Source organism: Qipengyuania nanhaisediminis (assembly GCF_900115585.1).
Lineage (GTDB): Bacteria > Pseudomonadota > Alphaproteobacteria > Sphingomonadales > Sphingomonadaceae > Qipengyuania > Qipengyuania nanhaisediminis.
In genome coordinates this window covers 104755-130814 of the sequence record NZ_FOWZ01000001.1, presented here as the reverse complement: position 1 = coordinate 130814, position 26060 = coordinate 104755, and the positions used below count along the sequence as shown (strand labels likewise).

Below are 26060 nucleotides of genomic sequence, written 5' to 3'. Positions count from 1 at the left end.
GCTAGGGAGGGGACATGTCGCGCAGAGCAACGATCATTTGCACCCTTCTGGTGCTGCCGTATCTCTACCTCGCCTATTGGTGGTGGTCGGTGCTTTCGTCCGATAACGGCGTCTTTTCGAATGAACTCATCGTCTGGTCGCTCGGCCTGATGTTCCTGAGCCCGGTAGTGCTGGTCCTCTTGGGAGGTACCGCGTTCATCAGCGGCACCCGCAATACCAAGGCAAGCATGGCGCAGCACGATTACCAGGGCGCTGCGACCAGCGGAGGCTGCGCCTACTTCGGACTACGCGCACTGATTGCAGGCGCAGTGCTGTTGGCTGGAATGGCCTGGTGGGTGCTGGATACTCCTGAACCCGGACGCGACCGGCTTGGGCGCATTTGCGAGAAGAGCCCTACTGGGTCGAGCACACGGTGCAGGCCCGATCCCGAGCGCAAGAAATCGGCGCTCGAGCAGGCAAACGAGAAACGCCAACGGGAGTGGTGGCGCTAGCCGCAGCCGTTGCAGGCCGGATCCTTGGCGATCGAAAACGCCCGCAGCCCGGGATTGAGGCCGTCCAGCAAATAGACCTTGCCCCAGTCGGACCGTCCGAAGGCGCTGACCCCGTCCAACAAGATGCGGACTGCCTGCATCACACCGAATGTCGCCACCCATCCGGCCATCGCGCCCAGCATGCCGTCTTCCGCGCAAGTGTCGCAATCCTCGGCATCGAAAGCATCGCCGACAAAGCAGCGATAGCATGACTGGTCCGGCAGGTGCCCGGCAAAGGCACCGACCTGTCCCTGGAAGCGGCCCACTGCGGCAGAAAGCAGCGGGACGCCCGCCCTGACGCAGGCGTCGGAGACCGCCAGCCGTGTGGCGAAATTGTCGGTCCCGTCCATCACGAGGTCCGCGCCTGCGACCAGCGCATCGACATTGTCCCCATCGATCCGGCGGTCGCTTATCTCGACCTCCAGCACGGGGTCGAACAGCTTCACCCAGCGCTTGGCGCAGGTGGCCTTGCCGTAGCCGATATCGCGCTCGTTATAGAGCGTCTGGCGCTGGAGATTGCTCGCATCGACCTTGTCGTCGTCCACCAGTGTCAGCCGGCCGATCCCGGCCGCGGCGAGATACTGGAGAGCGGGAGAGCCGATGCCGCCGAGGCCGACCAGGACGAGATGCTTGTCTGCCAACGCAACCTGTCCCGCGCCGCCGATCTCGGGCAGCACGATATGGCGGGCGAAGCGTTCGAGGCGTTGTTCGTCGAGGCTCACGGCTACGTGTCCTCTTCGATCTCGGGCAGGCGCTCCTTGCGGAAACCGTGCATCCCGTTCCACCACTGCAGGCCGATAACCGCGCCCTTGGATGGTTGGAGCATGAGCACCATCATGGCGACCGCCAGGGGGATGACGATCGCCAGCACGGCCCAGGCAAAAAGGGTCTCGCTCGAGCCGAGAGCAATGATGACCGGCGCAAGGAGGTGTCCGGTGACGAAGATGGCGATGTAGGCGGGAAAATCGTCTGCGCGCTGGCCCGAGATGTCCAGCTGGCAGGAAGGGCACGCGTCCACCGGCTTCAGCCAGCGGCGGAATATCTTCCCCTCACCGCACCGCGGGCAACGGCAGCGCGCTCCGCGCAGCAGGGTTTCCCAGATTGTGGCTGGCAGGTCGGGGCGCTTGGCCGATTGATCGTCGAGGGGCATGCGCAGCCTTTGCCGCGTAAGACGCGCGCTGTCGACAACCCTGTGAACAGGGTGTCGACAAGCGGTGTGCCGGTTGTGGAGCGATCCGAAGGGCCGCGGCGGTGTCTGTCGTCAGCTTTCAAGCTGTCTCAGCAGGCTGCGCACATCGCCGTCCATGTCTGCATCGCGCTCGCGCAGGTCTTCGATCAGGCGCACGGCATGGATCACGGTGGAGTGATCGCGGCCACCGAACTTGCGCCCGATTTCGGGATAGCTGCGCGGGGTCAGAACCTTGGAGAGGTACATCGCCACCTGGCGCGGGCGTACAACCGCACGTGCACGGCGCTTGCTGCTCATTTCCGAGCGGTCGATCCGGTAGAACTGGCAGACCGTGCGCTGGATTTCGTCGATGGTGATCCGGCGGCGATTGGCCGACAGGATATCGGTCAGCTGTTCTTCGGCCAGCTGCAGCGAGACTTCCTGGCCCGTCAGCTGGGCATAGGCGATCAGCTTGTTGAGGCCGCCGACCAGTTCGCGCACATTGCGCGTGATGGTGCGGGCGAGGAATTCGATCACGTCTTCCGGCACGGCCAGCGGCGCGAACTTGCTCAGCTTGGAGTGCAGGATCTTCTTGCGAAGCTCGATGTCGGCGGGCTGGATGTCGGCCACAAGACCCATCGACAGGCGCGAAAGGAGGCGCGGCTCGACACCGTCGAGCGCCTGCGGTGCGCGGTCGGCTGCAAAGACCAGCCGCTTGCCTTCGTTCAGCAGCGCATCGATCGTGTAGAGCAATTCTTCCTGTGCGGAAGCCTTGCCGATGATGAACTGGATATCGTCCACCAGCAGCAGGTCGAAGCTGCGCAGGCGGGCCTTGAATTCGATCATCCGGTTGGCCTTCAGGGCCTGGACGAATTCCACCATGAAGCGTTCCGCGCTGCAGTAGAAGATGCGGCTGCGGGTGTGGGTCTTCAGGAAGGTGTGACCGATGGCGTGCAGCAGATGCGTCTTGCCCTGACCGGTCGCGGCCTTGAGGTAGAGCGGGCTGAACTGCGGCTTTTCCGTCGCGGCCATGCGCTGTGCGGCGTTGAAGGCGAGGATGTTCGCTTCGCCGGTCACGAATGCGGCGAAGCTGAGCGATGCGTCGAGGCCGACGCTGGAAGTGAAGCCCTGGTCGCCGAGCGTATCGGCACCGATAGCCATCATCGATGTGTCGCTGTCGTTGGCGGGGCGACGGCCATCGCCGTGGAGACGCAGGTCGGCGACCTGGCGGCGTCCCGGGTGGACCGAAATGTTCACCTTGCGCACTTCGCTGCGGGCGATCTTCCACGCCAGGCTGAGGCGGTCGGCGAACCGGTCCTTTACCCAGTTGGCGCTGAATTCCGTCGGCAGGAACAGGTCCAGCGTGCCGGTTTCGGCATCGATCTTCCCGACCTGGATCGGCTTGATCCACTGGCTGTGCAATTGATGTCCCAGATCCTTGCGCAGGCCCTGGCTGATGTCAGCCCAATCGGCTGCCAGGTTTACCGCTTCCAGATCCTCCATTTCGTCTTTCGCTTTCCGCTTATTGGCGAGGTCACCCGATTTGATCATGTGAATTCAACCCCCCGTATCCGGACCCGTCCAAAGGCCGGAAATTCTGTTCTCGTCGTAGGGGCGGCACGGCTCCGCCGTTGCCCGGAATCGCATGATTCACGGGCATCCCCCCACTCGACCGTCGATGTAAATGGCCTGGGCTGTCCCCCCCAGGCAGAACCATTTGATAGGTCGCAGACGGGATGAGTCGCAAGGGGGATAACTGCAAAAAATCTGAAATAAACTTGTTGACTCGCGCAAGGCCGCAGACCGCCGTTCAAACCCCTGTTTTTCCGTCGATATGCCCGTCCGGCAAAAGCGAATCGTTGGAAACGCTCACTTTTGATCGAGGGTCCGGCAAACGGCTCTCACGCAAATCCGTTGATCGACCCCAGATGTGTCAAAGGGGCCGACACCTGTGGCGTCGACCCCTTTGTCAATCTCGTGCCCGGCGTTGCCGCCGGAGCCGCGAATCAGAGCGCTGCGACGCGCTTCGAAAGACGGCTCAGCTTACGCGAGGCTGTGTTCTTGTGCAGAACGCCGCGAGCAACGCCGCGAGCCATTTCGGGCTGGGCTGCCTGGAGAGCGGTCTTGGCGGCATCCTTGTCGCCAGCTTCGCAGGCCGTTTCGACCTTCTTCACGAAGTTGCGGATGCGGCTCATGCGCGCACCGTTGATTTCGGCGCGGCGTTCGTTGCGGCGGATGCGCTTTTTGGCTTGCGGCGTATTGGCCATGTTTGTCCTCGGTCGGGCCGCATCAAACTTGCGGCGGAAATCTGTTTGGTCGTGTCGAAAGAGGCGGATGCCCCGCCGGAAAGCGGCGCACTTAGCGGCGGGTGTCCGAATCGTCAAGCAAATCGTCCAGCCCAAGGCGACACGGCATCGCATCAAAGCGAGGAACCGCGTGCACCGCCTCCTGTTGCCCCTATATGGGTTGGGAATGCGAAAGGACAATATGTGACCGACAAGCTGATCAAGAGCGATGCCGAATGGCGCGAAGAGCTCACGCCCGAACAATACCACATCCTGCGTGAAAAGGGCACGGAGCGCGCCTTTACCGGCAAATACGACAAGAACGCTCAGGAAGGTGAATATCACTGCGCGGCGTGCGGCCAGCTATTGTTCGAAAGCGACGAGAAATACGACAGCGGTTGCGGCTGGCCAGCCTTCACGGCTCCGGCAGATGATACCGCCGTCGAGGAGCATCGCGATACGAGCCACGGTATGATCCGCACGGAAGTGGTGTGCTCCAATTGCGAGGGCCACCTCGGCCACGTCTTCCCCGACGGCCCGGGCGAAACGGGCCTGCGCTATTGCATCAACTCGGCTGCGCTGGACTTCGAACCGGAAGACTGATCGTAGATGCGGTAAAGAACCGTGCGTTCAGCCGGGGTTGAGGGTCGCCATGCAAAATTGCGGCATCTATAAGGCACGGCTTGCCGCATGAGGGAATTTTCGACGGATGGATAAAAGAGGCAGCCGGCGCAAGAAGGCAACGCGCGCAGAGCGGGCGAAACGTGCCGAGGCCGATGGCCGTAATCCGCCGAGCCGGTTCTGGCGCTGGACCAAGCGGCTGTTCCTATGGGGTGCTGTCGCCGCTGTCCTCGGCGCGGTATTCCTCGCCATCGCCGTTGGCTTCGCCGCGCGATCGCTGCCAAGTTATTACCAGCTGAAGGCAACCCAGAACGCCCAGACGATCGTCGTGCGTGCACGCGACGGCACTGAGATCGTCGAGCTCGGTCCCAGCTACGGCAAGTGGCTGTCGTCCGAAGAAATCCCGCAGGTGATGAAGGATGCGATGATTTCGGTCGAGGACCGGCGCTTCTATTCGCATCCCGGCGTCGACCCCTACGGCCTGACGCGTGCCGTCTATGTCTGGGCGACCGGGCAGAATCGGCTGGGTGCGACCTCGACCATCACGCAGCAGCTGGCCCGCAACGTCTTTCTCAATTCCAATCGCACGATCGACCGCAAATTGCGTGAAGCGGTCCTGGCGATGGCGCTGGAATGGAAGTTCTCGAAGGACCAGATCCTCGAGCTCTACCTGAACAAGGTCTATTTCGGCGGCGGCGCCTACGGCATCGATTCCGCGAGCCGGAAGTTCTTCAGCCACCCGGCAAGCGAACTGTCGGTGGCCGAGGCCGCGATCATCGCCGGTCTCGTAAAAGCCCCAAGCCGCTATTCGCCCACCGCCGACGTCGATGCTGCAGTCGGGCGCGCCAGCGTTGTCCTGCGCCTGATGCGCGAACAGGGACGCATCACGGCGGACCAGGCCCGAGTCGATGTTTCGGCCGTCAATCTGAAAGAGGAGGTGGGGCAGAACTCTGTCCGCTATTTCACCGACTGGGCACTGCCGCAGCTCGACCTGCTGCTCCCGGAAACTTTCGAGCCGATCGAAGTCTGGACCACGCTCGATGTCGGCATGCAACGCGCCGCAACCGCGGCAGTACAGGCGAACGTGCCCGAGGGCACCCAGGGTGCCTTGGTAAGCCTCGACCGAGACGGTGCCATCCTGGCGCTGGTCGGCGGCACCGATTACGTCGAGACCAATTACAACCGCGCGACCAATGCGCTGCGCCAGCCCGGATCGAGCTGGAAGCTGTTCGTCTATCTCGCAGCGCTGGAAGCAGGCTACACGCCCGACGACCGCGTGGTGGATACGCCGGTGAAGATCGGCGACTGGAGCCCGCGCAATTCGAACGGGCGAAATATCGGCGAAACCGACCTGCGCACCGCCTTCGCCTATTCGGTGAACACGGTGGCGGCACAGCTCGGCAACGAGGTCGGTTTCGGCTCGGTCGCCTCGATGGCCCGCCGGTTCGGCATCACCACGCCGATCAACACCTATCCCGCAATGGTGCTGGGGTCGAACGAGGTTCGCCTGATCGACATGACCCGCGCCTTTGCGGCCATTTCGGCAAAGGGCGCCTCGGTCGAACCCTATGGTATCGTCAAGGTGACGACGGCGGATGGCGAGAAGCTCTACGAACACAAGCAGGCCCGCAGCTCGCAGCTCGTGCCCGACCATGTCGCGGCCGGCATCACCGACCTGCTTCAGGCCGCCGTCCAGACGGGCACCGGCCGCGCCGCGCAGATCGGGAGGCCCGTGGCGGGCAAGACGGGCACCACCAGTTCCAACAAGGACGGCTATTTCGTCGGCTTCTCCTCCGGCATCACGACAGGTGTCTGGATGGGCCGGGACGACAACCGCCGGGTGGGCGGCTTGCAAGGTGGCCGGGCGCCTGCGCAGGCGTTCTCGGCCTATATGCGCTATGCCGTGAAGGATCGCCCGGTCGAGGAATTCGACACCGACCTCAAGCTGCCCGACTGGCAGATCGAGGAGGATGACGAGTACTTCTTCGGCGATCCGGAAGACTATTACTACATCGACGAGCAAGGGAACCTGATCGAGCCAGGCCGCCAGCCGACCGGTCCCGAGGGGCAGCTGCCATTCCCTGTAGAGGGCGAAGGCATGCCGCAGCAGCAGCCGCAAATGCAGCCCCAGCCGCGCCCGCAACCTACCGACCCGACGCGTCCTCCTTTGCGCGAGCAGCCAGCCACCGGGCGCGGTGCCGACGGTGCCCCGCAGGCCATTGGCGACGACTTTCTAGACCGGGCCACCGGCAGGCAGGAACCGCGCCGGCAAGGCAATAGACCGCAGGAGTAGCGGCAAAGCACGGTCCACATAGAGAAAGGCCCTCCCGGCGCGAACCGGGAGGGCCTCTTCGTTTGCCTGTGCCTTGGCCTTAGCGGCTGAGACGGACCGCCACATACTGCGCCGGGCGACCGCGACGCTGCACGCGCAGTAGCACGGCTTCGCGATTCTCCGCCTGGGCCTCGCGCACCGTACCTTCGAGATCCTCGACGGTTGTGACGGGGCGATAGTTGGCGCTCAGGATGATGTCCCCGCGCTGCAGACCCTTGCGGGCTGCGTCGGAGTTTTGGTTCACGGCCGCGATAACGAGACCGTCCGTATCCGCGCTTGCACCCAGCTGGCGGGCGATCTGCGGCGTGATCTCGAGTACCTGCAGGCCGAGGCGATCTTCGATGATCTCGCTGTCGGCAGGGCCCATGTCTTCTTCGGGCTCCGCGTCGGGATCGAACATCTGGCTCTGGCGAAGTTCCTCTTCGCTGGGGCGCTTGCCGACCGTCACGTTGAGACGACGACGTTCACCCTCGCGGAAAATTTCGAGTGGGATGGTCGTGCCCGGTGCGATATTCGCCACGAGATAGGACAGCGTCTGGTCGGGCGTCACTGCACGGTTGTTGACCGACAGGACGATATCGCCCGGTTCCAGTCCGGCCTCCTCGGCAGGCTGGCCCGGCTGAACCGACTGCACGAATTCGCCGCGATTGCGCTGCAGGCCCAGCGATGCGGCCACGTCTTCGGTCACCGGCTGGATCTGGATGCCCAGGTAACCGCGCTCAATCTCCACGCCTTCGCGCAGCTTCGCGACGATGGGGGCTGCGGTCTCTGCCGGGATCGCGAAACCGATGCCCACGCTGCCGCCGGACGGCGAATAGATGGCGTTGTTGATGCCGATCACATTGCCCTGCATGTCGAACAGCGGACCGCCTGAGTTGCCGCGATTGATGGCGGCATCGGTCTGGATGTAGCGGTCGTATGCGCCCGCGCCCGTGTTGCGCAGCACGCTGGACACGATGCCGCTGGTCACCGTTCCGCCGAGGCCGAAGGGGTTGCCGATCGCGACCACCCAGTCACCCACGCGGGCCTGGCTGGAATCGCCGAAGCGGACGAAGGGGAAATCTTCGCGGCGGTTCACCTTCAGCACGGCAAGGTCCGACTGAGCATCGGTGCCGACCAGTTCGGCTTCGTATTCGCTGCCGTCGGGCAGGGTCACGGTAATCTCTTCAACCGTGCCGCGGCCCGAGGGGCTGACGACGTGGTTGTTGGTGACGACATAGCCGTCTGCCGAGATGAAGAAGCCCGAACCCAGCGACTGGCCTTCACGGTACTGCGGTTCGCGTTCCTGGCCCCCGTTGCGGCGGTTGAACAGGTCTTCGAAGGGAGTGCCGGCGAAAGGATTGCCATTGTTCGTCGGCACTTCGATCCGCTGGCGGGTCGAGATGTTGACCACGGCGGGCTGCAATTGCTCGGTCAGGTCGGCAAAGCTTGCGGGCGCTCCGGCACGCGGCACGACATTGGACATGCGCATGTCGTCGTTCTGGGCGACCTGGGCACCTGCGGGATAGCCTGCGAGCGAAAGGGCTGCGCCTCCGGCAAGCAGGGCGGCGGTTACGGAATAGGCATATCGCACTGGCTTCACGTCCTTCATTTCCTCTTCGATATCATCTGCGCGCGGCACGCATCTCTTCTATGCGGTCCCGCGCCTGCGGTTCCGGAAAGAAGAGAGTGCAAAGGGGCGCTGAATGCCCCTTGAACGCCGCACGGGCGGTTCGACGAACGGTCAACGCCGTCCGCGGAACTGCCTCAGATACTCATTGTCCGGCGACAGGATGATGCTGCTTTCCGCATCGCCGTTCTCGGGTGCGAAGGTCGCATCATAGCTCTGCATGGCGCGGTAGAAGTCGTAGAACTGCGCATCCTTGCCAAAGGCTTCGGCGTAGATCCGCGCGCTTTCGGCGTCCGCTTCGGCGCGGATGATGCGTGCATCGCGGCCACCCTGTGCGCGAATGGTGCGCGCTTCACGCTCACGATCCGATTCCATGCGGCGGAAAGCCGATTGCAGCGGCGCGTCGGGCAGGTCGGTGCGGGTGATCTTCACGTCCACGACCTCGGCACCGTACTGGCGTGCCTGGCGGTCGAGATTGGCGGTCACATTCGCCAGCGCACTGCCGCGCTCGGCGGTCAGCATGGACTGGAAGGTGCGGCGACCCAGTTCCTGGCGCAGTACCGAGTTGAGGATCGGCTCGAGCGCATTGCGCACCCCGTCGGTCGATCCGGCGCGTTCCACCATGGTGACAGGATCGATGATCCTGAAGCGCGCATAGGCATTGACGAGCAGGCGCTGCTGGTCGTTCGAGAGAACTTCCTCATCACTCATCTCGAGATCGAGCAGGCGCTTCTCGATGCGCACGACGCGGTCGATGAAGGGCACGCGGACGTAGGGGCCTGCACCGGTGGTGCCGTTTGGCGTGTTGACCACGCCGATCGGTTTACCTGCGCGGACGATTACGACCTGTTCCTCTTCGGGCACGACATAGGCGCTCATCATGAGGCCGACGAGCACGAGGGCGAGAACGACGAGTGTCGCCTTATGATCTTCCCAGATGCGTTGCATGTTCATGGCCATGTTACTGGCCCTCCTGCGCGGTGACAGTCGTGGTCGGGTTCGCCTGCTGGGCACGGCGCCTCAATTCGGGCAGCGGCAGGTAGGTCTGCACCCCGCCGGTTTCGACCACGGTCTTGTCGGTCTTCGACAACACGCGCTCCATGGTTTCGTAATAAAGACGCTGGCGCGTCACTTCGGGGGCGAGGCGATACTGTTCGTAGACCTTGTCGAAGGCCTCCGCTTCACCTTCTGCCTGTGCCAGCACCTGCTGCGCATAGCCGCGCGCCTGGTTGCGCGCCGCGTCGGCGTTCTGTTCGGCGACCTGCACGTCGCGGAAGGCGTCGACGACCTCTGCGGGCGGGTCGGCCTTTTCGATTTCGACACCCAGGACGCGGACACCCGCCTGGTAGCTGTCCAGCGTGCGCTGCATCCGCTCGCGCACATCCTGTTCGATGGCGGCACGGCCCTGGCCCGAGAAGGTCTCGTCCAGTTCCTTTTCCGCGACTGCAGCACGCATGGCGGCTTCGGCGACTTCGTTCACCGTTTCGACCGGATCGACCAGTTCGAACTTGTAGTTTTCGAGATCCTTGATGTTCCAGCGCACGATGAAGCTGAGGTCGACCAGGTTCTGGTCGCCTGTCAGGATCAGTTTCACCTGCTGGCTGCCTTCGGGAACGCGCACGACGCGGACGCCCTGCACGTCTTCCACATCGACGGTCTCGATCGGGAAGGGCAGAGAGAACCGCAGGCCCGGCGTCATCGAGCGTGTGTAGTTGCCCAGTGTCTTGACCACCGCTTCCTGTTGCGGGCCGATCAGGTGGACACTGGTCGCAGCAAGGCCCAGACCGATAATCGCCACGACAGCGACCGGGAACCAGCTCTTGCCTCCGGGGCGCTGGGGCATGCGGAAATTGGGGCCGCCGGGACCGCCGGTGCGGCGCGGACCTTCGGGACCGCGGCTCTTGAAGATGTCTTCTATATTGGGACCGCGGCGGTCGCCGTCACCGCCTCCGCTGCCTGGCGGAAGCCACGGGTTCTTCGGCCCGTTCGACTTGCCGCCCTTTGGCGTATCGCCATCACCGTCTCCGGATGATCCGCCCTTGGATCCCCAAGGATTCTTGCCACCAGCCATTGCAAGGCCGATCCTTTTTCCAAACCCGTCCATAATTCTCATAAATGTCTTATAGGTAGCCTTTGCGGGAAAAACAGGGGTTGCGGCCTGTAATTCGATGCTACAGCAGCCCCCAGCATGGCGACGAGCGATTTTACCGACAACCTGCCCCCCGAATTTGCCGACCGTGTGAGCGGTGCGACACTGAAGGAAGGGCGCGCGACACTTGTGCTGGATGCCGCAGGGCTGGGCGAAGAACAGCGCGCCGCGCTGGAACGCGATATCACCCAGCGTCTGACTGCACGTGACGATGTGGAGGAAGTGCGCGTCGTCATGACGGCAGAACGCAGCGCTCCGCTGTTGATCGCTGTCGGATCCGGCAAGGGCGGCGTTGGCAAATCCACGCTCACGGCGAACCTCGCCATCGCCTTGGCCCGTCGCGGTACGAAGGTTGGGCTCGTCGATGCCGATATATACGGCCCGTCGCAGCAGGTGATTTTCGGTACCGCAGACGCCAAGCCCGAAGCGCGCGAAAATAAGCTGGTGCCGGTGGAAAGCCGGTTCGACATTCCGATGCTCTCGATGGGGCACCTGGTGCAGCCGGGCCGCGCGATTGCATGGCGCGGGCCGATGGTCGGCAATGCGCTGTCGCAGATGATCGACGCGCATTGGGGCGACCGCGAAGTCATCCTGATCGACTTGCCGCCGGGCACGGGCGATGTTCAGCTGACCATGCTCCAGAAGTACAAGCCGGCCGGCGCCGTGCTGATCTCAACACCGCAGGATCTCGCGCTGATCGACGCCGCGCGCGCAGGGCAGCTGTTCGAGGCGGCCGGGGTTCCGGTGATCGGGTTGGTGGAGAACATGGCAGGATATGCTTGCCCCCATTGCGGCGAGGTATCCGACCCGTTCGGGGCAGGCGGTGTGGAAGCTGCTGCGGAGAGGCTGGAACTGCCGTTCCTCGGACGCATACCGCTCGACCTTGCGATCAGGCAGGGCAGCGATGCGGGCGATCCCCCGGCTGCCGGAGACACCGAACTCGCAGCTCCTTTTAACGCAATCGCCGACAGGTTGGCCGAATGGATTTCCGCGAGAAGCTGATCTCCGCCAAGGACCGGGCCAAGCTGCCCGATGTCTCCCGCCGCCAGCTGCTGGTCGGCGGAGCTGCGGCTGGCGGGTTGCTGGTCGCCTGGACGCTCTGGCCGCGAAATTACGCCACCACCCTGGTCCCGGGAGAAGCCGAGGCAGATTTCGGGGGCTGGCTGACCATCGGCCGCGATGGCGTGGTGACCGTCGCTATTCCCCAGCTTGAAATGGGGCAGGGCGTGACCACCCTGCTCGCCCAGATCGCCGCAGTCGAACTGGGCGCGGACTGGCGCCAGGTCGGGGCGGAGCCGGTCATGCCTTCTGGGCTTTTCCCGAATTTGCCGCTGGCCGCGGACTGGGCACCCTTATGGGCGAACTTCCCCTCGCTGGCCGATACGCCCGATGCGTGGCTGGTCGACCGCTTCGCTTCCGCGCAGGCCTTCAACGCGACCGCCGCCGGCACCAGCCTTGCCGCCTACGAGATGCCCCTGCGCATCGCTGCCGCCAGCGCGCGCGACATGCTGGTGCGCGCCGCTGCCGAGCGCTGGGACGTCGTGCCCGAGGAATGCGAGGTTGCAGACGGCTTCGTGCGCCACGCAGCCGGAGGCGCACTGCGGTTCGGCGAACTGGTCGACGAGGCCCGCGAACTCGATCCGCCCGATCCCGCGCCGCTGCGTCCGCAAGCAGCGTTCGAACAGCCCGTATTCGGCGAAGCGGATGCGCAGACCAGCTTCCCGCGCATCGACCTGCCATCGAAGGTCGACGGCAGCCATTTGTTCGCAGGCGACATCCGCCTGCCCGGCATGGTCTTCGCCTCCATCCGGCACGGCCCGGTCGGCCTGCCCGAACTCTTCCGGTTCGACGCCGATGCGGTTGCGGGGATGCGCGGCCTGGTCGGAGTCGTCAAATCGAAGCGCTGGCTGGCCGCTGTCGCGGAAAGCTGGTGGATCGCGGACCAGGCGCTCTCGCGAATGCGCGCCCATTTCACCGGTCCCGGCGCACTCGAACAGGCTGTACTCGACACCGATCTCGAACGCGCGTCGGAGCAGCGCGAAGAACTGGCAGAGCGGATCGTCGAAGTCGGCGATCCCGACGCGATGCTGGAAAACGCTCCGTTCGTCCGCCGTTATGAAATAGCGCCTGCGGTCCATGCCCCGCTCGAAACGGCGAGCGCGACGGCGCGCTTTGTCGACGGGCGGCTGGAATTGTGGATGGCCTCCCAAGTGCCCTCGCTGGCGCGGGAAGCGGCGGCAAAGGCGATCGGCATTTCTGCCGAGGACGTGGTGCTTTATCCCGTCGCCGCAGGGGGCAGTTTCGATGCGCGGCTGGAAAAACAGCACGCCATCGAAATCGCCCAGATCGCGGCGGAGATCGGTCGGCCCGTCCAGCTGACCTGGTCGAGGGTGCAGGACTTGCAGGCCGTGCCCCCGCGCGCTCCGGCAACGGCGGACATGGCCGCTGTGACAGGCGCGGACGGCCAGCCGCTGGCTTGGCGGGCGCGGATCACGACGCCGCCCTTCATGCGCGAAATGGGACACCGCCTGTTCGACAACCTCGTTCCCGAGGCCGCTCGTGCAGAGAGCCGGGGTGAAGCTGACGCGCTGGCAGTGGCTGGAGGGATGCCGCCCTACGGCATCTCTGACGTGGCGGTCGACCATGTCCCGGCCAGCATTCGCCTACCTGTCACGCGGATGCGCGGCGGGGCGGAGGCTATGACGGCGTTCTTTACCGAATGCTTCATCGACGAACTGGCGGCGGAGGCCGGACGCGATCCCTTCCTCTATCGCATGGCCCTTCTTGGTGGCGTGCCGCGCATGGCGGAATGCCTGCGCCGTGCGACGAGGCTGGGCGAATGGGATGGTGCGCGCTCGGGCAGCGGGCAGGGCGTTGCCATGGTCCGCATGGGCAACGATCCGCAGACGGCAGGCCATATCGCCTGCGTCGCGCAGGCGGGGATGGGAGCCGGCGGCGCGCGGGTCACAAGGCTGTCGGCCACGGTCGACATCGGCCGGATCGTCAATCTCGACATTGCCCGCCAGCAGATCGAGGGTGGACTGGTCTTCGGACTGTCACTGGCGCTCGGTTCCTCGGTCAGGTTCGAAAACGGCCACCCGGTGCCGCGGAACATGGGCGCGCTGGGCCTGCCGCGCCTTGCCGATTGCCCGGACATAGTGGTCGATTTCATTTCGAGCGATGCGGAACCCTTCGATCCGGGAGAACTTGGTGTAGCCGTGGCGGCGCCCGCCATCGCCAACGCCCTGTTTGCGGCGACCGGCCTGAGGATGCGGCGCCTCCCGTTGTTGTCAGAAGGTTTGTGAGAGGTTCGTTTTGACCTGGCAGGATCAGAAACTTCCCCATGATCATCCGCCCGTGAAATCGGGCAAGGTCGGCGTGCTGGTGGTGAACCTCGGCACCCCCGACGCGCCGGAAAAGGGGCCGGTGAAGCGCTACCTTGCCGAATTCCTGTCGGACCGCCGCGTTGTGGAAATCCCCGCGATCGCCTGGCAGCCGATCCTGCGCGGCATTATCCTCAACACGCGCCCCAAGAAGAGCGCGCATGCCTATTCGCAGGTCTGGACCGAAGAAGGCTCTCCGCTCGCGGTAATCACCCGCAAGCAGGCCGAAGCGATGCAGGCGCGGCTGGGCGATGGCGTGATCGTCGACTGGGCCATGCGCTACGGCACGCCCTCGATCCCCGAGCGGATGCAGGCGCTGATGGACAAGGGATGCGAGCGCATCCTCCTCGCCCCGCTTTACCCGCAATATAGCGGCGCGACGAGTGCGACGGTTGTGGACAAGGCTGCGGACAAGCTGCGGGAAATGCGTTGGCAAGCGAGCCTGCGGACCCTCCCGCCCTATCACGACGACCCGGCCTATATCGATGCGCTGGCGTTGGATCTGACCCGCCAGCTGGATGCGCTCGAGTTCGAGCCGGAGGTCCTGTTGCTCAGCTTCCACGGCATGCCGCAGCGCACGCTGGAGCTGGGCGATCCCTATCACTGCCATTGCCACAAGACCTCGCGTCTCCTGCAGGAAAAGCTAGCCGGGACGGGCCTTCGTTTCCGCACGACGTTCCAGTCACGCTTCGGTCCCGCCAAGTGGCTTGAACCTGCGACGGATGCTGTTCTGGAAGAAGAAGCGAAAGCCGGGACCAAGCGGCTTGCCATCGCGGCGCCGGGCTTTTCGGCCGATTGCCTCGAAACGCTGGAAGAGCTCGCGATCCAGGGCAAAGAGCAGTTTACCGAGGCCGGAGGCGAGCAGTTTGCCGCCCTTTCCTGCCTCAATGCCTCGGATGCCGGGCTCGACATGCTGGAGCATATCTTGCGCAGGGAATTGTCGGGCTGGATTTAGGCTGCGCGATTACTTACAAGGAGGTAAGTAGTCAGGAGCAACCTAATTATGGCCACCCTCGCGCCCCACCAACCGGCTGAAATCGCACCCACTCACTGGACCGAAGGCAATCCTTCGCCCGACGAATTGGCGCATATCCCGGGCGAGGGCGGCTGGCCGGTCGTCGGCAACACTTTCAAGATGCTGGCCGATCCGCACGGCTTCACGCGTCGCGCGGTGGAGAAATATGGCCGGGTCTACAAGAACAAGGCTTTCGGCGGCTGGAATATCGCGCTGATCGGCGCGGATGCGAACGAGCTGGTGCTGTTCGACCGGCAGAAGCTGTTCAGCAGCGAACAGGGTTGGGGGCCGATCCTCGACCAGCTTTTCCCGCGCGGGCTGATGCTGATGGATTTCGACCATCACCGCGTCGACCGCCGTGCGCTTTCCATCGCGTTCAAGCCTGGTCCGATGCGCCATTATTCCGGCAGCCTCAACCGCGGCATCGCTAAGCGGATGGAGGAATGGGGCGCAGGCAACCTCCAGTTTTACCCGGCGATCAAGGAACTGACCCTCGACCTCGCGGCAGACAGCTTCATCGGCATCCCCTGGGGCCCGGAAGCCGACCGCATCAACGAGGCCTTCGTCTACATGGTGCAGGCCAGCGTCGCCCCGGTGCGCAAGCCCCTGCCGTTCACCCTGATGCGCAAGGGCGTGAAGGGCCGCGAATTCCTGGTCGATTATTTCACCAAGGAAACCCATCGCCGCCGCGCGGAAGGCGGCGGACAGGACATGTTCAGCCAGTTCGCCACGGCGGAATATGAGGACGGCTCGCTCATGCCGGTGGACGAGGTTGTCGACCACATGAACTTCCTCATGATGGCGGCGCACGACACGATCACCTCCAGCGCGACCTCACTGGTCTGGTTGCTGGCGAAGAATCCCGAATGGCAGGAAAAGCTACGGCAGGAGATCGAGAGCGTGACCGGCGGGCTCGACGCTTCGGGCAAGCCGCGCGATCTCGCTTACGAGGATCTCGGCAAGCTCGAACTCACCGAAATGGCTTTCAAGGAAGCGCTGCGCATGGTGCCGCCGGTGCCTTCGACCCCGCGCCGGGCGCTGCGCTCGTTCGAATATGGCGGATACCGAATCCCGGCGGGCGCGCATGTCGGGATCAATGCCCACTTCGTCCACCACGAGGAAGAGCACTGGGAAACGCCGCACGAATTCAATCCCATGCACTTCACGCCCGAGGCGGTGAAGGCGCGTCACAAATACGCATGGATCCCCTTTGGCGGGGGTGCGCACATGTGCCTGGGCCTGCACTTTGCCTATATGCAGGTGAAGGTGCTGATGGCGCAGATGCTGCCGCGCTACCGCATCGAACTGGCTGGCGGGGATCCAGACTGGCAGGCCTGGCCGATCCCCAAGCCCAAGGACGGGCTCAAGATTCGTCTGAAGGCGATTTAAGCCGCCGCATTCCACGAACCGCGTAGTTAAGCAGGCCTGCACCGAGAAGGGCGATGAATATCCCGGTTGCGAGCCGTTCGGAAAAGGACATCTCGCTGCCGACGTTGCCCGTGAAGGTGCCACCCTGGATGACATTCCAGCTGATCGCCAGACCGGTCAGAAGTGCCGCGCCGCCACTTAAGGTGGCGAGGATGTAGCGAAGGTCCTGCGGCGCTTCTTGCGATTCAAGCGGATCGGGTCGGACCATCAGAAATCTATCGCGATGCCGTCCTTGACCCAGTCCCCATAGCGGGTCGGGCTGAGGTCCTCGTCGATCTCGCCTTTCTCGGGCTTGGGCGGCGGTTCGCTGCTCCAGTGTTCGGGCTTCTCGAATTTCTCGGGCCGCTTGGTCGCGCGTTTGGTCATGCATATGAAATGCGCAGGCTGGCGCACGGTTTCAAGAGCGGGTAGGCGCATCGCCCATGGCACAGCCCCCCGGAATTCACGCGCGCAAGGCCGCGCTTCGCCTGCTCGATGCAATCATGCGCCGCGGCGAGACGCTCGATACCGCCTTCGGCGCGGCCACGAAGGACGTGCGCAAGTTCGAGGACAAGGCCCTGGCGCGCGCCATCGCTAGCGAAGTGCTACGCTGGATGGTCGATCTCGATGCGGCAATCGACAGCGCGACGAAGAGCAATTTGCCCGGCGATGCCAAGGCGCGCATGGTGCTGCGCATGATGCTGGCCCAGTGGCTGCGGCTGGAGACGCCGCCGCACGCGGTGCTGGCAACCGGCTTGCCGCTGCTGGCTGGCGGTCCGCGCCGTCTGGCGCACGGGGTATTCTCGACTCTGACGAAACAGGAACTCGTATTGCCCGAAGCGCCGACGCTACCGACCGATGTGGCCCAGCGATGGGGAGAGCGGGCCGGGCCGATCGCCAGCGGCCTCGCCGAACCGCCCCCGCTCGACCTGACGCTGAAGGATGCGGGCGAGACCGAGATCTACAAGGCGAAGCTTGCCGCCGACAGCCTGATGCCCGGACATTTGCGCCTGCCGCGCGGCGAGAATGTCGAGAAGCTGGCGGGCTTCGGCACGAAAGAGGGCGGCGGCGCGTGGTGGGTGCAGGACCTTGCCGCTTCCCTGCCTGCGCGCCTGCTGGGCGAAGGCGATGGCCGCCACGTGCTCGACCTGTGCGCTGCGCCCGGCGGCAAGACCCTGCAGCTGGCAGCGCAGGGCTGGAAGGTCACGGCGCTCGATATTTCGAAGCGCCGCCTCGACCTCTTGAAGCAAAACCTGAAACGCACCGGGCTGAAGGCCGGAACCGTGCGCGCCGACGCACTGGCGTGGGAGCCCAAGCACCAGTTCGACGCGATCCTGCTCGATGCGCCCTGCACGGCAACCGGCACCTGCCGCCGCCACCCCGACGTGCTCCACCGCATCGGCCAGCGCCAGATCGAGGAAATGGCCGAGCTGCAGTCCGCACTATTGGAGCGCGCCCAGGGCTGGCTGAAGCCCGGCGGCACGCTGGTCTACGCCGTCTGCTCGCTGGAGGATGAAGAAGGCGAAGCGCAGGCCGAACGCGTGACGTTGCAACCGCACCCGATCACGCAGGACGAACTGCCGGAGGGCCTGTCACCCACTCCCGCAGGCTGGCTGCGCACCGATCCCGGAATGCTGCCCGACCACGGCGGCCTCGACGGCTTCTTCATCGCACGCTGGCGGGCGGGTTAGCAGCGAGATCGCTCGATGTCTGAAAATGGGTGGTTTGCTGACATCCAACCCTAGGCCTGAGGGGTTCACTTTCCTTCTTCTCGCTCTAGTCTTGCTATCGGGAGGGAGGGCGAGATGAAGAGATTGCTAGTGAGTTTGCCCATGTTGCTCGCTTTGGCACCGTCGAGCGCTTTTGGGCGCGAGCCGATAATCGACATGCACATGCACGCTGATGCAACCTCGGATTATCCGCCGAATATGTACTACTGTGTCCCACTCATGGATTTAGAACCCGCCATCGAGCATTCGTCAGATATTGGGCAGCAGTATCTCAAGGCTTGGCAGGCGGCCGAATGCGACGATCCTATTGTCCCAGCTGATTCAGACGAAGTCCTAATGAGGCAAACGATCGAGCGTTTGGAGGCGAACAATGCCATTGCCTTGTTGCAAGGTCCTCCTGATCGCGTGAAGGATTGGATGAAAGCTGCGCCAGGCCGATTCATTCCGAGCATTCAGTTTTCAGTCGAACGTGATGATCACGAGGATCTGGGTTGGTTACGCGAAGCTCTGACTAATGGTGGCTTCGTGATGCTGGGTGAAGTGACCAACCAATATCGAGGCATCGCGCCCAATGACCCGCGGATGAATGGTGTCTGGGCATTAATGGAGGAGTTGGACGTTCCGATCGGCTACCACATGGGAACCGGTCCTCCTGGTGCGTCTACTATTATTCCCAGTTATCGAGTCTCAGCAGGCAATCCGATTCTATTGGAAGATGTACTTTCTGGCCATCCGTCCCTTCGGATTTCAATCCAACATATGGCTACGGGATTTCAGGATGAACTGAAAATGATGCTGTGGACCTACCCGCAGCTATACGTCGAATTGAGTGGGCCAATTACATGGTCCCGTAACTTTCATACTGACTTGAAAGCCCTTGTCGACGCGGGGCTTGAAAATCGAATCCTCTTCGGCGTTGATGCGTTGATCTGGCCTGAGCTGCTTGATCGCTCGATCGAGATAATCGAGGGAGCAGAGTATCTTTCTGAGGAGCAGAAGCGCAAAATTCTTTTCGAGAATGCGGTCCGATTTCTAAAGCTCGACCCAGAAGATACGAGGGCAAAGGCGACGGGCGTTCTGCCCAACTAGGCATGACACCTGAAAATGACGTCCGGAATCGGGTCGTTAGCCGACGCTAGCGTCTTTCCTACGTTTAGTCCTTCGTGGCAGCCTTCAAGGCATGCAAAGCCCGGACACCGAATTCGAGAGAGACATCTCCCGTAAGGGGTACTTCGGGCTTGCGCGCTGTCGGCAATTTCTTTCCCAGGACCGTGTTCCACCCGTTCCACTCTGTAGGGCAGGCTGGGGGCAGTCCTACCTGCGTCCTACAGCGGGAATGGGGGTCTCAGGCTTCGGGCTTGAGGTACTTCTGGAAGCTCTTCCTCAGCTTCATCAGCTTGGGCGGGATGACCGCGAGGCAGTAGGGATTGCGCTGGCCTTCGCCGTCCCAATACTCCTGGTGGTAGTCTTCTGCCGGGTACCATTCGCCGGTCTCGATCGTGGTCACCGCGCTCTGGCCGGCGTGGTCCTCGTTCCAGCGCTGGATCGCCGCTTCGGCCTCTGCGCGCTGGTCGTCATCGAGGGGGAAGATGGCGCTGCGGTACTGGGTGCCGATGTCTCCGCCCTGGCGGTTGAGCTGGGTCGGGTCGTGCGTGCCGAGGAAAACGTCGTAGAGATCAGCGAGCGCAAGCTGTTCGTCGTCGAAGGTGACGCGCACGCCCTCGGCATGGCCGGTCGTGCCGGTGCAGACCTCCTTGTAGGTGGGGTTCGGCTTGTCGCCGCCGATGTATCCGCTTTCGACCTCGCTCACGCCGATCACGTCCTTCATCACCGCTTCGGTGCACCAGAAGCATCCGCCTGCGACAATCGCCTGTTGCTGCGCCATGTAGTCATTCTCCTTGTTGGACTGCGAGATAGGAAGCCTCTCCCCGCTTGTCATCCAGTGCGTGTGCAGGCAGGAGGCGCGGGACAGTTTCAAGGAGAGACATGATGCGTACACTGCTTGCCGCCGCTGCCGCCGCGACCACCCTGGCGATCGCAGCGCCTGCCATTGCCGACGGTCACGGCAAGGGAGAGCACAAGGGTCATCACGCCGGCCACGATATGGCCGAGCATGTGAAAGACACTGCTACCTTCATGAAGCACCACGGCGAGGCCCTGTCGGGTGCCATCCAGCATCCCACCCGCGCCGAAGACAGCCAGCGCGACGCGTATCGCCACCCGGCCGAAACGCTCGCCTTCTTCCACGTCGGCCCGCACATGAAGGTGGGCGAATACGCCCCCGGCGGCGGCTGGTATTCGCGCCTGCTCGGCCATTACCTCGGCGGCGAGGGCGAACTGGTCGGCCTCTATGCCAACCCGCTCAACGCCACCAGCGATGCGGAACGCCAGGACCGCATCCGCGCCGCAGCTGCCGCCTTCGGCGAGGAAGTGGCGGGCTATACCGGGCTTTCCGCAGACAACTTCTCCGGCATGACGCTGGAGACGATCCCGGATGACCAGAAGGGCACCTTCGACCGGATTCTCGTCATTCGCAGCCTCCACGGCATCACCCGCGCCGGCATTGCCGATACCGAGATCCGCGCCATGCGCGAACTGCTCAAGGACAACGGCTATCTCGGCGTGGTCCAGCACCGCGCGAAAGCCGATGCGCCATGGTCCTATGCCAATGGCACCAAGGGGTACTTGCGCCAGCAGGACGTCGTCGATTTCATGCGCCTCAACGGCTTCGACCTCGTCGCCTCGAGCGAGATCAACGCCAACCCCATGGATACTGCCGACCATGAAGGCGGCGTGTGGGAAATGCCCCCGGTCCAGAGCACCAAGCGCGCCGATCTTGCCGACAAGGGCGAAAGCGATCGCATGACGCTCCTGTTCAAGAAGCGTCCCTGAGGCCCGTTATGCGCCAGCTGACCGTCGCCGTCCTCCAGCTTGCCCTTGCCCGCAAGGACGAAAGCGAGAACGTGGCCGCCGTGGCCGCGCTCGTGGAGGAGGCGGCAGGCAAGGGCGCGCAGGTAATCCTGCCGCCCGAGCTGTTTGCCGGCGAGTACTTCTGCCGCGAAGAGGACGAAGCGCTGTTCGCCCGCGCGCGCCCCACGGCGGAGCATCCTTCGGTCCTCGCCATGCAGGAGATGGCGGCGAAGCTGAAGGTGGCGATCCCGACCAGCTATTTCGAGCGCGACGGGCATCACTATTACAACACGCTGGCGATGATCGGGCCCGATGGCGCGATCATGGGGACCTATCGCAAGAGCCACATCCCCGATGGCCCGGGGTATGAGGAAAAGTACTACTTCCGGCCCGGGAACGATGGGTTCAAGGTTTGGGACGTGCCCTGCATTGGCGGTTCTGCCCGGATCGGCGTCGGCATCTGCTGGGACCAGTGGTACCCGGAATGCGCACGCGTGATGGCACTCAAGGGTGCCGAGGTCCTGCTGTACCCAACCGCGATCGGATCGGAACCTTACGACGCCGATCTCGACACCAGCCGCATGTGGCGGCGGGCCATGATCGGCCATGCCGTGTCGAACTGCATGCCCGTCGCCGCAGCGAACCGGATCGGCCACGAAGGGCCCGACGACCGCCAGCAAAGCTTTTACGGACATAGCTTCATCAGCGACGAATGGGGCGACCTGCTTGAGCAGTACGGGCGCGACGAGGACGGTGTCCTTGTGGCCACTCTCGATCTCGATCGCGCTGCTACGCATCGTGCGGGAATGGGTTTCTTCCGCGATCGCAGGCCGCAGCTCTATTCGCGGATTTGCGAGGATATCTGACTTTGGGCGATGGGGGCATCGACCAGGGGCAGCTTGACCGCCTGTTCACCTCCGCGCTCGAAGCGGCGGTCGCCCGGATCGAGAAGGACGGCCATTTCTTCCCCTTGATATTCGAGCTGAGGGCCAGCGGCGTCATCCACAATCTGGCCGTGCTCGACCTCGCGCCCATCGACGGGAAGGAGGGGGTGCAGGATCGCCTCTCCGCCCTGCTGCGTCCGAGGGCGGAAAGCGGGCTGATCCACGCGGCGGCCATCATCACGCACCGCGCCTCCGACAAGTCCTTCTGCGTGCAGATGCGGGCGTCCAACTACAGCCAAGATATCGAGGTGCCGTTCAGCGTCGGTGTAGAAGGACTGATCAAGCGTCGGCGCAGGGTGACGCTTGGCGACTTCTCCGCAAAAGAAGCGGTCAATGCGATTTTCTGACATGGAGGGTCGGGTGCACCGCTATCTCGTTGCGCTCGGGTCGAACATGCGCGTGCCGGGGATAGGCGGACCGCGACGGGTCCTGGGAAATGTCCGCTCCGACTTCGAACGGCGCGGTCTCTTGGTGGAAGGCTTCTCACCCCTCCTGCGCAGCCGGCCGATTGGCCCATCTGATCGCGAATACGCAAATGGTGCGGCCATTGTCGCTGCACAAGAAGGGCCTCGAGAGATGCTCGCCCTGCTCCAGGAAATGGAGCGCGAATACGGCCGCCGGCGCTCAGGCGCGCCGTGGCGCCGGCGGCAGCTGGATATAGATATCATCCTGTGGAGCGGCGGCGAATGGTCGTCTCCGGACCTCGCCATTCCCCATCCACTGTTTCGCGGTCGCGGGTTCGTCCTCCAGCCAGCGGCGGCGATTGCGCCCGATTGGCGCGACCCGGTTACCGGTCTGACGTTGCGCCAGCTTGCGGCGCGCGCGTCTTGAGGGCGCTGGCGGGATTTCCGGAATAGACGGTCCACGCCTCTGCGTCGGCAAACAGAACCCCCCGGGCGGCGAGCACGGATCCCTCGGCCATGGAAACCCGGGGGCCCACGAAAGCCTCGGCTGCGACCCAGCAGGATGACCCGATGTCGATGGGGGCAAGGACCAGTTGGAAGTGCGGGTCCTCAATATCGTGTGTGCCGGCACAAAGGTGTGCCCGCTGCGAAATGATCGCGCCGTCGCCGATCGTGATCCTGCCCTGATTATAGATGATTGTCCCGGGGCCGATCAGGACCGACGACCCGCAGTGGAGGTTTCCCGGCCACCAGATCTGCGCGCTCGCATGGACGCGGCAATCCGGTCCCAGCCTCGCCCCGAAGCACTTCAGCAGGAATGCGCGCCAGCCATGCAGCGGTGGCGGTGTCCAGCGCGCGAGCAACAGCCAGCAGACCGACCATATTGCCCGCAGCACCCGCGAGCCGAGCGAGAAGGATGGCCCTCCGTCACGGCTTCGAGCGGTTCGGGCGTCGAGGGGTTCCAAGCTGCATTTGCTCCATTTGCTTGCCGTCTTGCGGCTAATTTCGCGCTTGGATTGATGACAGGTGAAACCATGCTTGACCACCCGCCATAGCATGCCTAGGTGGCCCTCGTGGTCGGGCCGTTAGCTCAGTCGGTAGAGCAACTGACTTTTAATCAGTAGGTCGCTGGTTCGAACCCAGCACGGCTCACCACCTTTTCCCTTACCTCCGGCAATACTCTCCGAGGGCGCGGACACGGGCCCAGAGGGAATGTCCTTGAGCCAGCCTGGCCGATGGGCTTTGCCTTCCGGCCGCACGCTCTTAAAAGACCCGCATGAAACGTTCGCGGATCTTGCAGGCTGGGGCAGAGGCGCTCGCGGTTGGCGGCATCGCCGATCTCGACCCCAACCAGATCGCCGCAACGGTCGACCTCAAGCCTTCGAGCCTGAGGTATTACTTCAAGAACCGCGAGGCGCTGGCCGAGGCGATATACCTGGAACGGCTGGAGGAAGTCGGCGAGGGTTTCGACAGGGTGCGCGACAGCCGTTCGCTCCAAGAGGCCGTCGAAACCCTGTGCCGGATAGAGATCGATCACTGGGCCCAGGAGAGCGAGGGGCAATCCAGCCGGAAACCGCAGTTCGGTGAGGTTCGGACGCTCAGCAAGGAGCGACGCTCGCGTGTTGGAGCGCGGTTCGAACAAGTGCTGCGCCAGGCTAACGAGCTATTCGCCAGCCACGATGTCGAAATCCCCGACGAGATGCCCTTTCTCCCGGCGCAGATACTGTTGGAAAACCTGTTCTGGATCCCTGCGTGGATCGATCACTTCAGCGAATGGGAATTTCCGAAGGCAGCGAGCGATCTGGCGCGGGTGCTGTGTGACGGCATCGCGCAGGAGGGTGCGTCGTTCGAATGGGAGAGGATAGAAGACGCGGGATCCAATCCCGGATCGGACATCGGGAGAGTCGACGGCTTCCTGCGGACAGCGACCCAACTCGTGTGCGAACGTGGCTACAGGGGTACTTCGATCGACGAGATCGCGGCCCGGCTAGGCCTGACCAAGGGCAGTTTCTATCACCACAATTCGGAAAAGATCGCGCTGGTTCAGCAGTGCTTCGAAGAAAGCTACGAGCGGTTAAGCCACCTGCAGCGCGAGGCCAGCGTGCGCTTTCGCGAACCGCTCGACAGGATAGCGACGGTCGTGGGTTCGATCATTTCCATCCAGATGCGCCAGGAGATGCCCATCATCCGGTCATCGGCCTTGCCGGGCCTTCCGCGCGATCTTCGAATGTCGATCATTGGCAAGGCCGCCCCTCTCGACAGGTGGTTTGTGGCCGAACTGGTTGCAGCGCACAGGCTGGGGCAGGCAACGGATGTCGATCCCTTTATCGCCGCCCAATATCTCGCGGTCGGCGCCAACTCGTCCTACGATCTTGCGCGCCTTTATCGCTGCGAGCCGAACGAGCGGAACATTGCCCTCGTCATGGAGCGCTTATTCGGGGGTTTCGCAATTTAGGTACGGTGGCGTTTTAGCAACGCTGTTTGTCCACCCTGCTTCTTGGCGGTAAATTCTGCTTGTTTTTGATTTTCCCACCCGCAGTATGCTGATGCCGGGGAGAGGCAAATAACAGAAATCGGTTCGGGAGGCGAGAGGACGCCTGTCGATCCCTCGCTCTCCCTTGCGTGGTCAATTTTGCCCGGGGAGAGAATATGAGAAATCGACTGAATGCGACGATCGGCCGGACCGCACTGTGCGTCGGGCTGCTTGCATGTCCTGGCGTCGCCTTCGCTCAGGCCGAAGCGGAGCAGGCGGGCGCTGAAGAGCCGGACACGAATACCATCGTCGTCACAGGCTCCCTTATCCGTGGCACACCCGAAGATGCCGCACTGCCGGTCGATGTTTTCACTGCCGACGATCTCCGCAAGCAGGGCGTCGACAGCCCGCTCGAGTTCATCAAGGATCTCCCGTCGGTCGGTGCCGTTCTCGGCGACTCCAACCAGTTCAGCACCGATGCGCAGGGCTTCCAGGGCGTCGGTTCGATCAACCTTCGCGGACTTGGTGCGACGCGCACGCTGGTCCTCATGAATGGCAAGCGTACCATCCTTACGCCGGGCGCAGGCTTCGTGGATACGCAGCTTATTCCGCTCTTTGCGCTCGAACGCGTGGAAATCCTGAAGGACGGTGCAGGTTCGACCTATGGTTCGGACGCCATCGCCGGGGTGGCCAACTTCATCACGCGCAGCAGGTTCACAGGGGTCGAGCTCCAGGGCGACTACAATTTCGTAGATGGCTCGGATGGCAATTACAGCATGAGCGCGCTCGCCGGCTTCGAGCTCGGCGATGCCAATCTCGTTGTTGGCGCCGGCTGGCAGCATCGCTCCGAACTTGCCACCACCGCACGCGATTACATCAACGTCGGCTACGCTACCAATCCGTCGGCCTATTCCGCAATTTCGACACCCGGCCTGGTTGCGGTTTCCTATTTCGATACCGCCACGGGTAACGTCGATACGCAAACACGGCCTGACCGGGGTTGTAACGACCTCGGCGGCTTCCAGGATGGTGCGCTTTGCCGCTTCACCTAAGTCCCGTTCGACAACATTGTCGAGGACGAAGACCGCTATCAGGTCTTT

At 63.5% G+C, this 26060-nt stretch carries 26 protein-coding genes and 1 tRNA gene; 16 read left to right on the top strand and 11 right to left on the bottom strand.

The window, feature by feature from the left end; genetic code table 11:
• Positions 1 to 14 precede the first annotated feature (14 nt).
• Positions 15 to 491: a hypothetical protein gene (locus BM173_RS00690; RefSeq protein ID WP_090476384.1), complete on the top strand. Its 477-nt coding sequence runs from the start codon at positions 15 to 17 to the stop codon at positions 489 to 491.
• On the opposite strand, the gene BM173_RS00685 is transcribed toward BM173_RS00690, so the two are convergent.
• The 4 genes from BM173_RS00685 to rpsT form a co-directional block, all read right to left on the bottom strand.
• Positions 488 to 1252 (bottom strand): HesA/MoeB/ThiF family protein, encoded by a 765-nt coding sequence (locus tag BM173_RS00685; protein WP_090476382.1) that lies wholly within the window; start codon positions 1250 to 1252, stop codon positions 488 to 490. The genes BM173_RS00690 and BM173_RS00685 overlap by 4 nt on opposite strands.
• A gap of 2 nt (positions 1253 to 1254) precedes the next feature.
• The gene (locus BM173_RS00680) at positions 1255 to 1680 is read right to left on the bottom strand and encodes a DUF983 domain-containing protein (RefSeq protein WP_090476380.1); all 426 of its coding nucleotides are present in this window, start codon (positions 1678 to 1680) and stop codon (positions 1255 to 1257) included.
• A 111-nt stretch (positions 1681 to 1791) separates the two neighbouring features.
• The gene (dnaA, locus tag BM173_RS00675) at positions 1792 to 3249 is read right to left on the bottom strand and encodes a chromosomal replication initiator protein DnaA (protein WP_090476379.1); all 1458 of its coding nucleotides are present in this window, start codon (positions 3247 to 3249) and stop codon (positions 1792 to 1794) included.
• A 455-nt stretch (positions 3250 to 3704) separates the two neighbouring features.
• On the bottom strand, positions 3705 to 3965 hold the full coding sequence (gene rpsT, locus BM173_RS00670; RefSeq protein ID WP_090476377.1) for a 30S ribosomal protein S20: 261 nt from the start codon (positions 3963 to 3965) through the stop codon (positions 3705 to 3707).
• 222 nt (positions 3966 to 4187) lie between these two features.
• Here rpsT and msrB point away from each other — a divergent pair, with 222 nt between their 5' ends.
• Positions 4188 to 4586 carry a peptide-methionine (R)-S-oxide reductase MsrB gene (gene msrB, locus BM173_RS00665; RefSeq protein WP_090476375.1) on the top strand — a complete coding sequence of 133 codons (399 nt, stop codon included), beginning with the start codon at positions 4188 to 4190 and terminating at the stop codon, positions 4584 to 4586.
• Between the two features lie 106 nt (positions 4587 to 4692).
• Complete coding sequence (locus BM173_RS00660; RefSeq protein WP_090476373.1) at positions 4693 to 6897, top strand: transglycosylase domain-containing protein; 2205 nt, start codon at positions 4693 to 4695, stop codon at positions 6895 to 6897.
• Between the two features lie 79 nt (positions 6898 to 6976).
• Here the strand turns inward: BM173_RS00660 and BM173_RS00655 are convergent, their stop codons facing one another.
• From BM173_RS00655 to hflK, 3 genes are all read right to left on the bottom strand, one after another.
• A complete protein-coding gene (locus BM173_RS00655) occupies positions 6977 to 8527 on the bottom strand; it encodes a Do family serine endopeptidase (protein WP_090478269.1) in 1551 nt (516 codons plus the stop codon).
• A gap of 132 nt (positions 8528 to 8659) precedes the next feature.
• Positions 8660 to 9493 (bottom strand): protease modulator HflC, encoded by an 834-nt coding sequence (gene hflC, locus BM173_RS00650; RefSeq protein WP_090478266.1) that lies wholly within the window; start codon positions 9491 to 9493, stop codon positions 8660 to 8662.
• Positions 9494 to 9506: 13 nt separating this feature from the next.
• Entirely contained in the window at positions 9507 to 10616 is a 1110-nt protein-coding gene (gene hflK, locus BM173_RS00645; protein ID WP_245755712.1) for a protease modulator HflK, read from the bottom strand.
• A 312-nt stretch (positions 10617 to 10928) separates the two neighbouring features.
• Between hflK and BM173_RS00640 the strand changes: the two genes are divergently transcribed.
• Genes BM173_RS00640 through BM173_RS00625 form a run of 4 tightly spaced genes read left to right on the top strand, consistent with a single transcriptional unit; the run spans position 10929 to position 16481 of the window.
• On the top strand, positions 10929 to 11696 hold the full coding sequence (locus tag BM173_RS00640; protein WP_245755775.1) for an Mrp/NBP35 family ATP-binding protein: 768 nt from the start codon (positions 10929 to 10931) through the stop codon (positions 11694 to 11696).
• Positions 11675 to 13999, top strand: coding sequence for a xanthine dehydrogenase family protein molybdopterin-binding subunit (locus BM173_RS00635; protein ID WP_090476367.1), 2325 nt, complete (start codon positions 11675 to 11677; stop codon positions 13997 to 13999). Before BM173_RS00640 ends, BM173_RS00635 begins: the two co-directional genes overlap by 22 nt.
• A 10-nt stretch (positions 14000 to 14009) precedes the next feature.
• Positions 14010 to 15032 carry a ferrochelatase gene (hemH, locus tag BM173_RS00630; RefSeq protein WP_090476366.1) on the top strand — a complete coding sequence of 341 codons (1023 nt, stop codon included), beginning with the start codon at positions 14010 to 14012 and terminating at the stop codon, positions 15030 to 15032.
• A 48-nt stretch (positions 15033 to 15080) separates the two neighbouring features.
• Positions 15081 to 16481 carry a cytochrome P450 gene (locus tag BM173_RS00625; RefSeq protein ID WP_090476364.1) on the top strand — a complete coding sequence of 467 codons (1401 nt, stop codon included), beginning with the start codon at positions 15081 to 15083 and terminating at the stop codon, positions 16479 to 16481.
• Here the strand turns inward: BM173_RS00625 and BM173_RS00620 are convergent.
• Both BM173_RS00620 and BM173_RS00615 read right to left on the bottom strand, forming a co-directional pair.
• Entirely contained in the window at positions 16456 to 16728 is a 273-nt protein-coding gene (locus BM173_RS00620) for a hypothetical protein (protein ID WP_090476362.1), read from the bottom strand. The genes BM173_RS00625 and BM173_RS00620 overlap by 26 nt on opposite strands.
• A complete protein-coding gene (locus BM173_RS00615) occupies positions 16728 to 16886 on the bottom strand; it encodes a DUF1674 domain-containing protein (protein WP_177201765.1) in 159 nt (52 codons plus the stop codon). Before BM173_RS00615 ends, BM173_RS00620 begins: the two co-directional genes overlap by 1 nt.
• A 56-nt stretch (positions 16887 to 16942) precedes the next feature.
• On the opposite strand from BM173_RS00615, the gene BM173_RS00610 reads away from it, so the two are divergent.
• Both BM173_RS00610 and BM173_RS00605 read left to right on the top strand, forming a co-directional pair.
• The gene (locus BM173_RS00610) at positions 16943 to 18190 is read left to right on the top strand and encodes an RsmB/NOP family class I SAM-dependent RNA methyltransferase (RefSeq protein WP_090476359.1); all 1248 of its coding nucleotides are present in this window, start codon (positions 16943 to 16945) and stop codon (positions 18188 to 18190) included.
• A gap of 114 nt (positions 18191 to 18304) precedes the next feature.
• Entirely contained in the window at positions 18305 to 19318 is a 1014-nt protein-coding gene (locus tag BM173_RS00605) for an amidohydrolase family protein (RefSeq protein ID WP_090476357.1), read from the top strand.
• 256 nt (positions 19319 to 19574) lie between these two features.
• Here the strand turns inward: BM173_RS00605 and msrA are convergent, their stop codons facing one another.
• A complete protein-coding gene (gene msrA / locus BM173_RS00600) occupies positions 19575 to 20114 on the bottom strand; it encodes a peptide-methionine (S)-S-oxide reductase MsrA (RefSeq protein WP_090476356.1) in 540 nt (179 codons plus the stop codon).
• Between the two features lie 101 nt (positions 20115 to 20215).
• Here msrA and BM173_RS00595 point away from each other — a divergent pair, with 101 nt between their 5' ends.
• From BM173_RS00595 to folK, 4 genes are read left to right on the top strand one after another with little or no spacing between them, the layout of a single operon-like run.
• Entirely contained in the window at positions 20216 to 21121 is a 906-nt protein-coding gene (locus BM173_RS00595) for a class I SAM-dependent methyltransferase (RefSeq protein ID WP_245755711.1), read from the top strand.
• Between the two features lie 8 nt (positions 21122 to 21129).
• A complete protein-coding gene (gene aguB, locus BM173_RS00590; RefSeq protein ID WP_090476354.1) occupies positions 21130 to 22005 on the top strand; it encodes an N-carbamoylputrescine amidase in 876 nt (291 codons plus the stop codon).
• 2 nt (positions 22006 to 22007) lie between these two features.
• Positions 22008 to 22430 (top strand): hypothetical protein, encoded by a 423-nt coding sequence (locus tag BM173_RS00585; RefSeq protein WP_090476353.1) that lies wholly within the window; start codon positions 22008 to 22010, stop codon positions 22428 to 22430.
• Positions 22431 to 22443: 13 nt separating this feature from the next.
• Positions 22444 to 22914, top strand: a complete 471-nt coding sequence (gene folK, locus BM173_RS00580) for a 2-amino-4-hydroxy-6-hydroxymethyldihydropteridine diphosphokinase (RefSeq protein ID WP_245755710.1) — start codon at positions 22444 to 22446, stop codon at positions 22912 to 22914.
• Here the strand turns inward: folK and BM173_RS00575 are convergent.
• A complete protein-coding gene (locus tag BM173_RS00575) occupies positions 22871 to 23452 on the bottom strand; it encodes an LbetaH domain-containing protein (RefSeq protein ID WP_090478260.1) in 582 nt (193 codons plus the stop codon). The two genes, folK and BM173_RS00575, sit on opposite strands and share 44 nt — an antisense overlap.
• A gap of 114 nt (positions 23453 to 23566) precedes the next feature.
• On the opposite strand from BM173_RS00575, the gene BM173_RS00570 reads away from it, so the two are divergent.
• The 3 genes from BM173_RS00570 (at position 23567) to BM173_RS14715 (ending at position 26012) form a co-directional block, all read left to right on the top strand.
• Positions 23567 to 23642, top strand: a tRNA-Lys gene (locus tag BM173_RS00570).
• A gap of 121 nt (positions 23643 to 23763) precedes the next feature.
• A complete protein-coding gene (locus tag BM173_RS00565) occupies positions 23764 to 24942 on the top strand; it encodes a TetR/AcrR family transcriptional regulator (RefSeq protein ID WP_090476350.1) in 1179 nt (392 codons plus the stop codon).
• Positions 24943 to 25136: 194 nt separating this feature from the next.
• The gene (locus BM173_RS14715) at positions 25137 to 26012 is read left to right on the top strand and encodes a TonB-dependent receptor plug domain-containing protein (RefSeq protein ID WP_245755709.1); all 876 of its coding nucleotides are present in this window, start codon (positions 25137 to 25139) and stop codon (positions 26010 to 26012) included.
• Positions 26013 to 26060 lie beyond the last annotated feature (48 nt).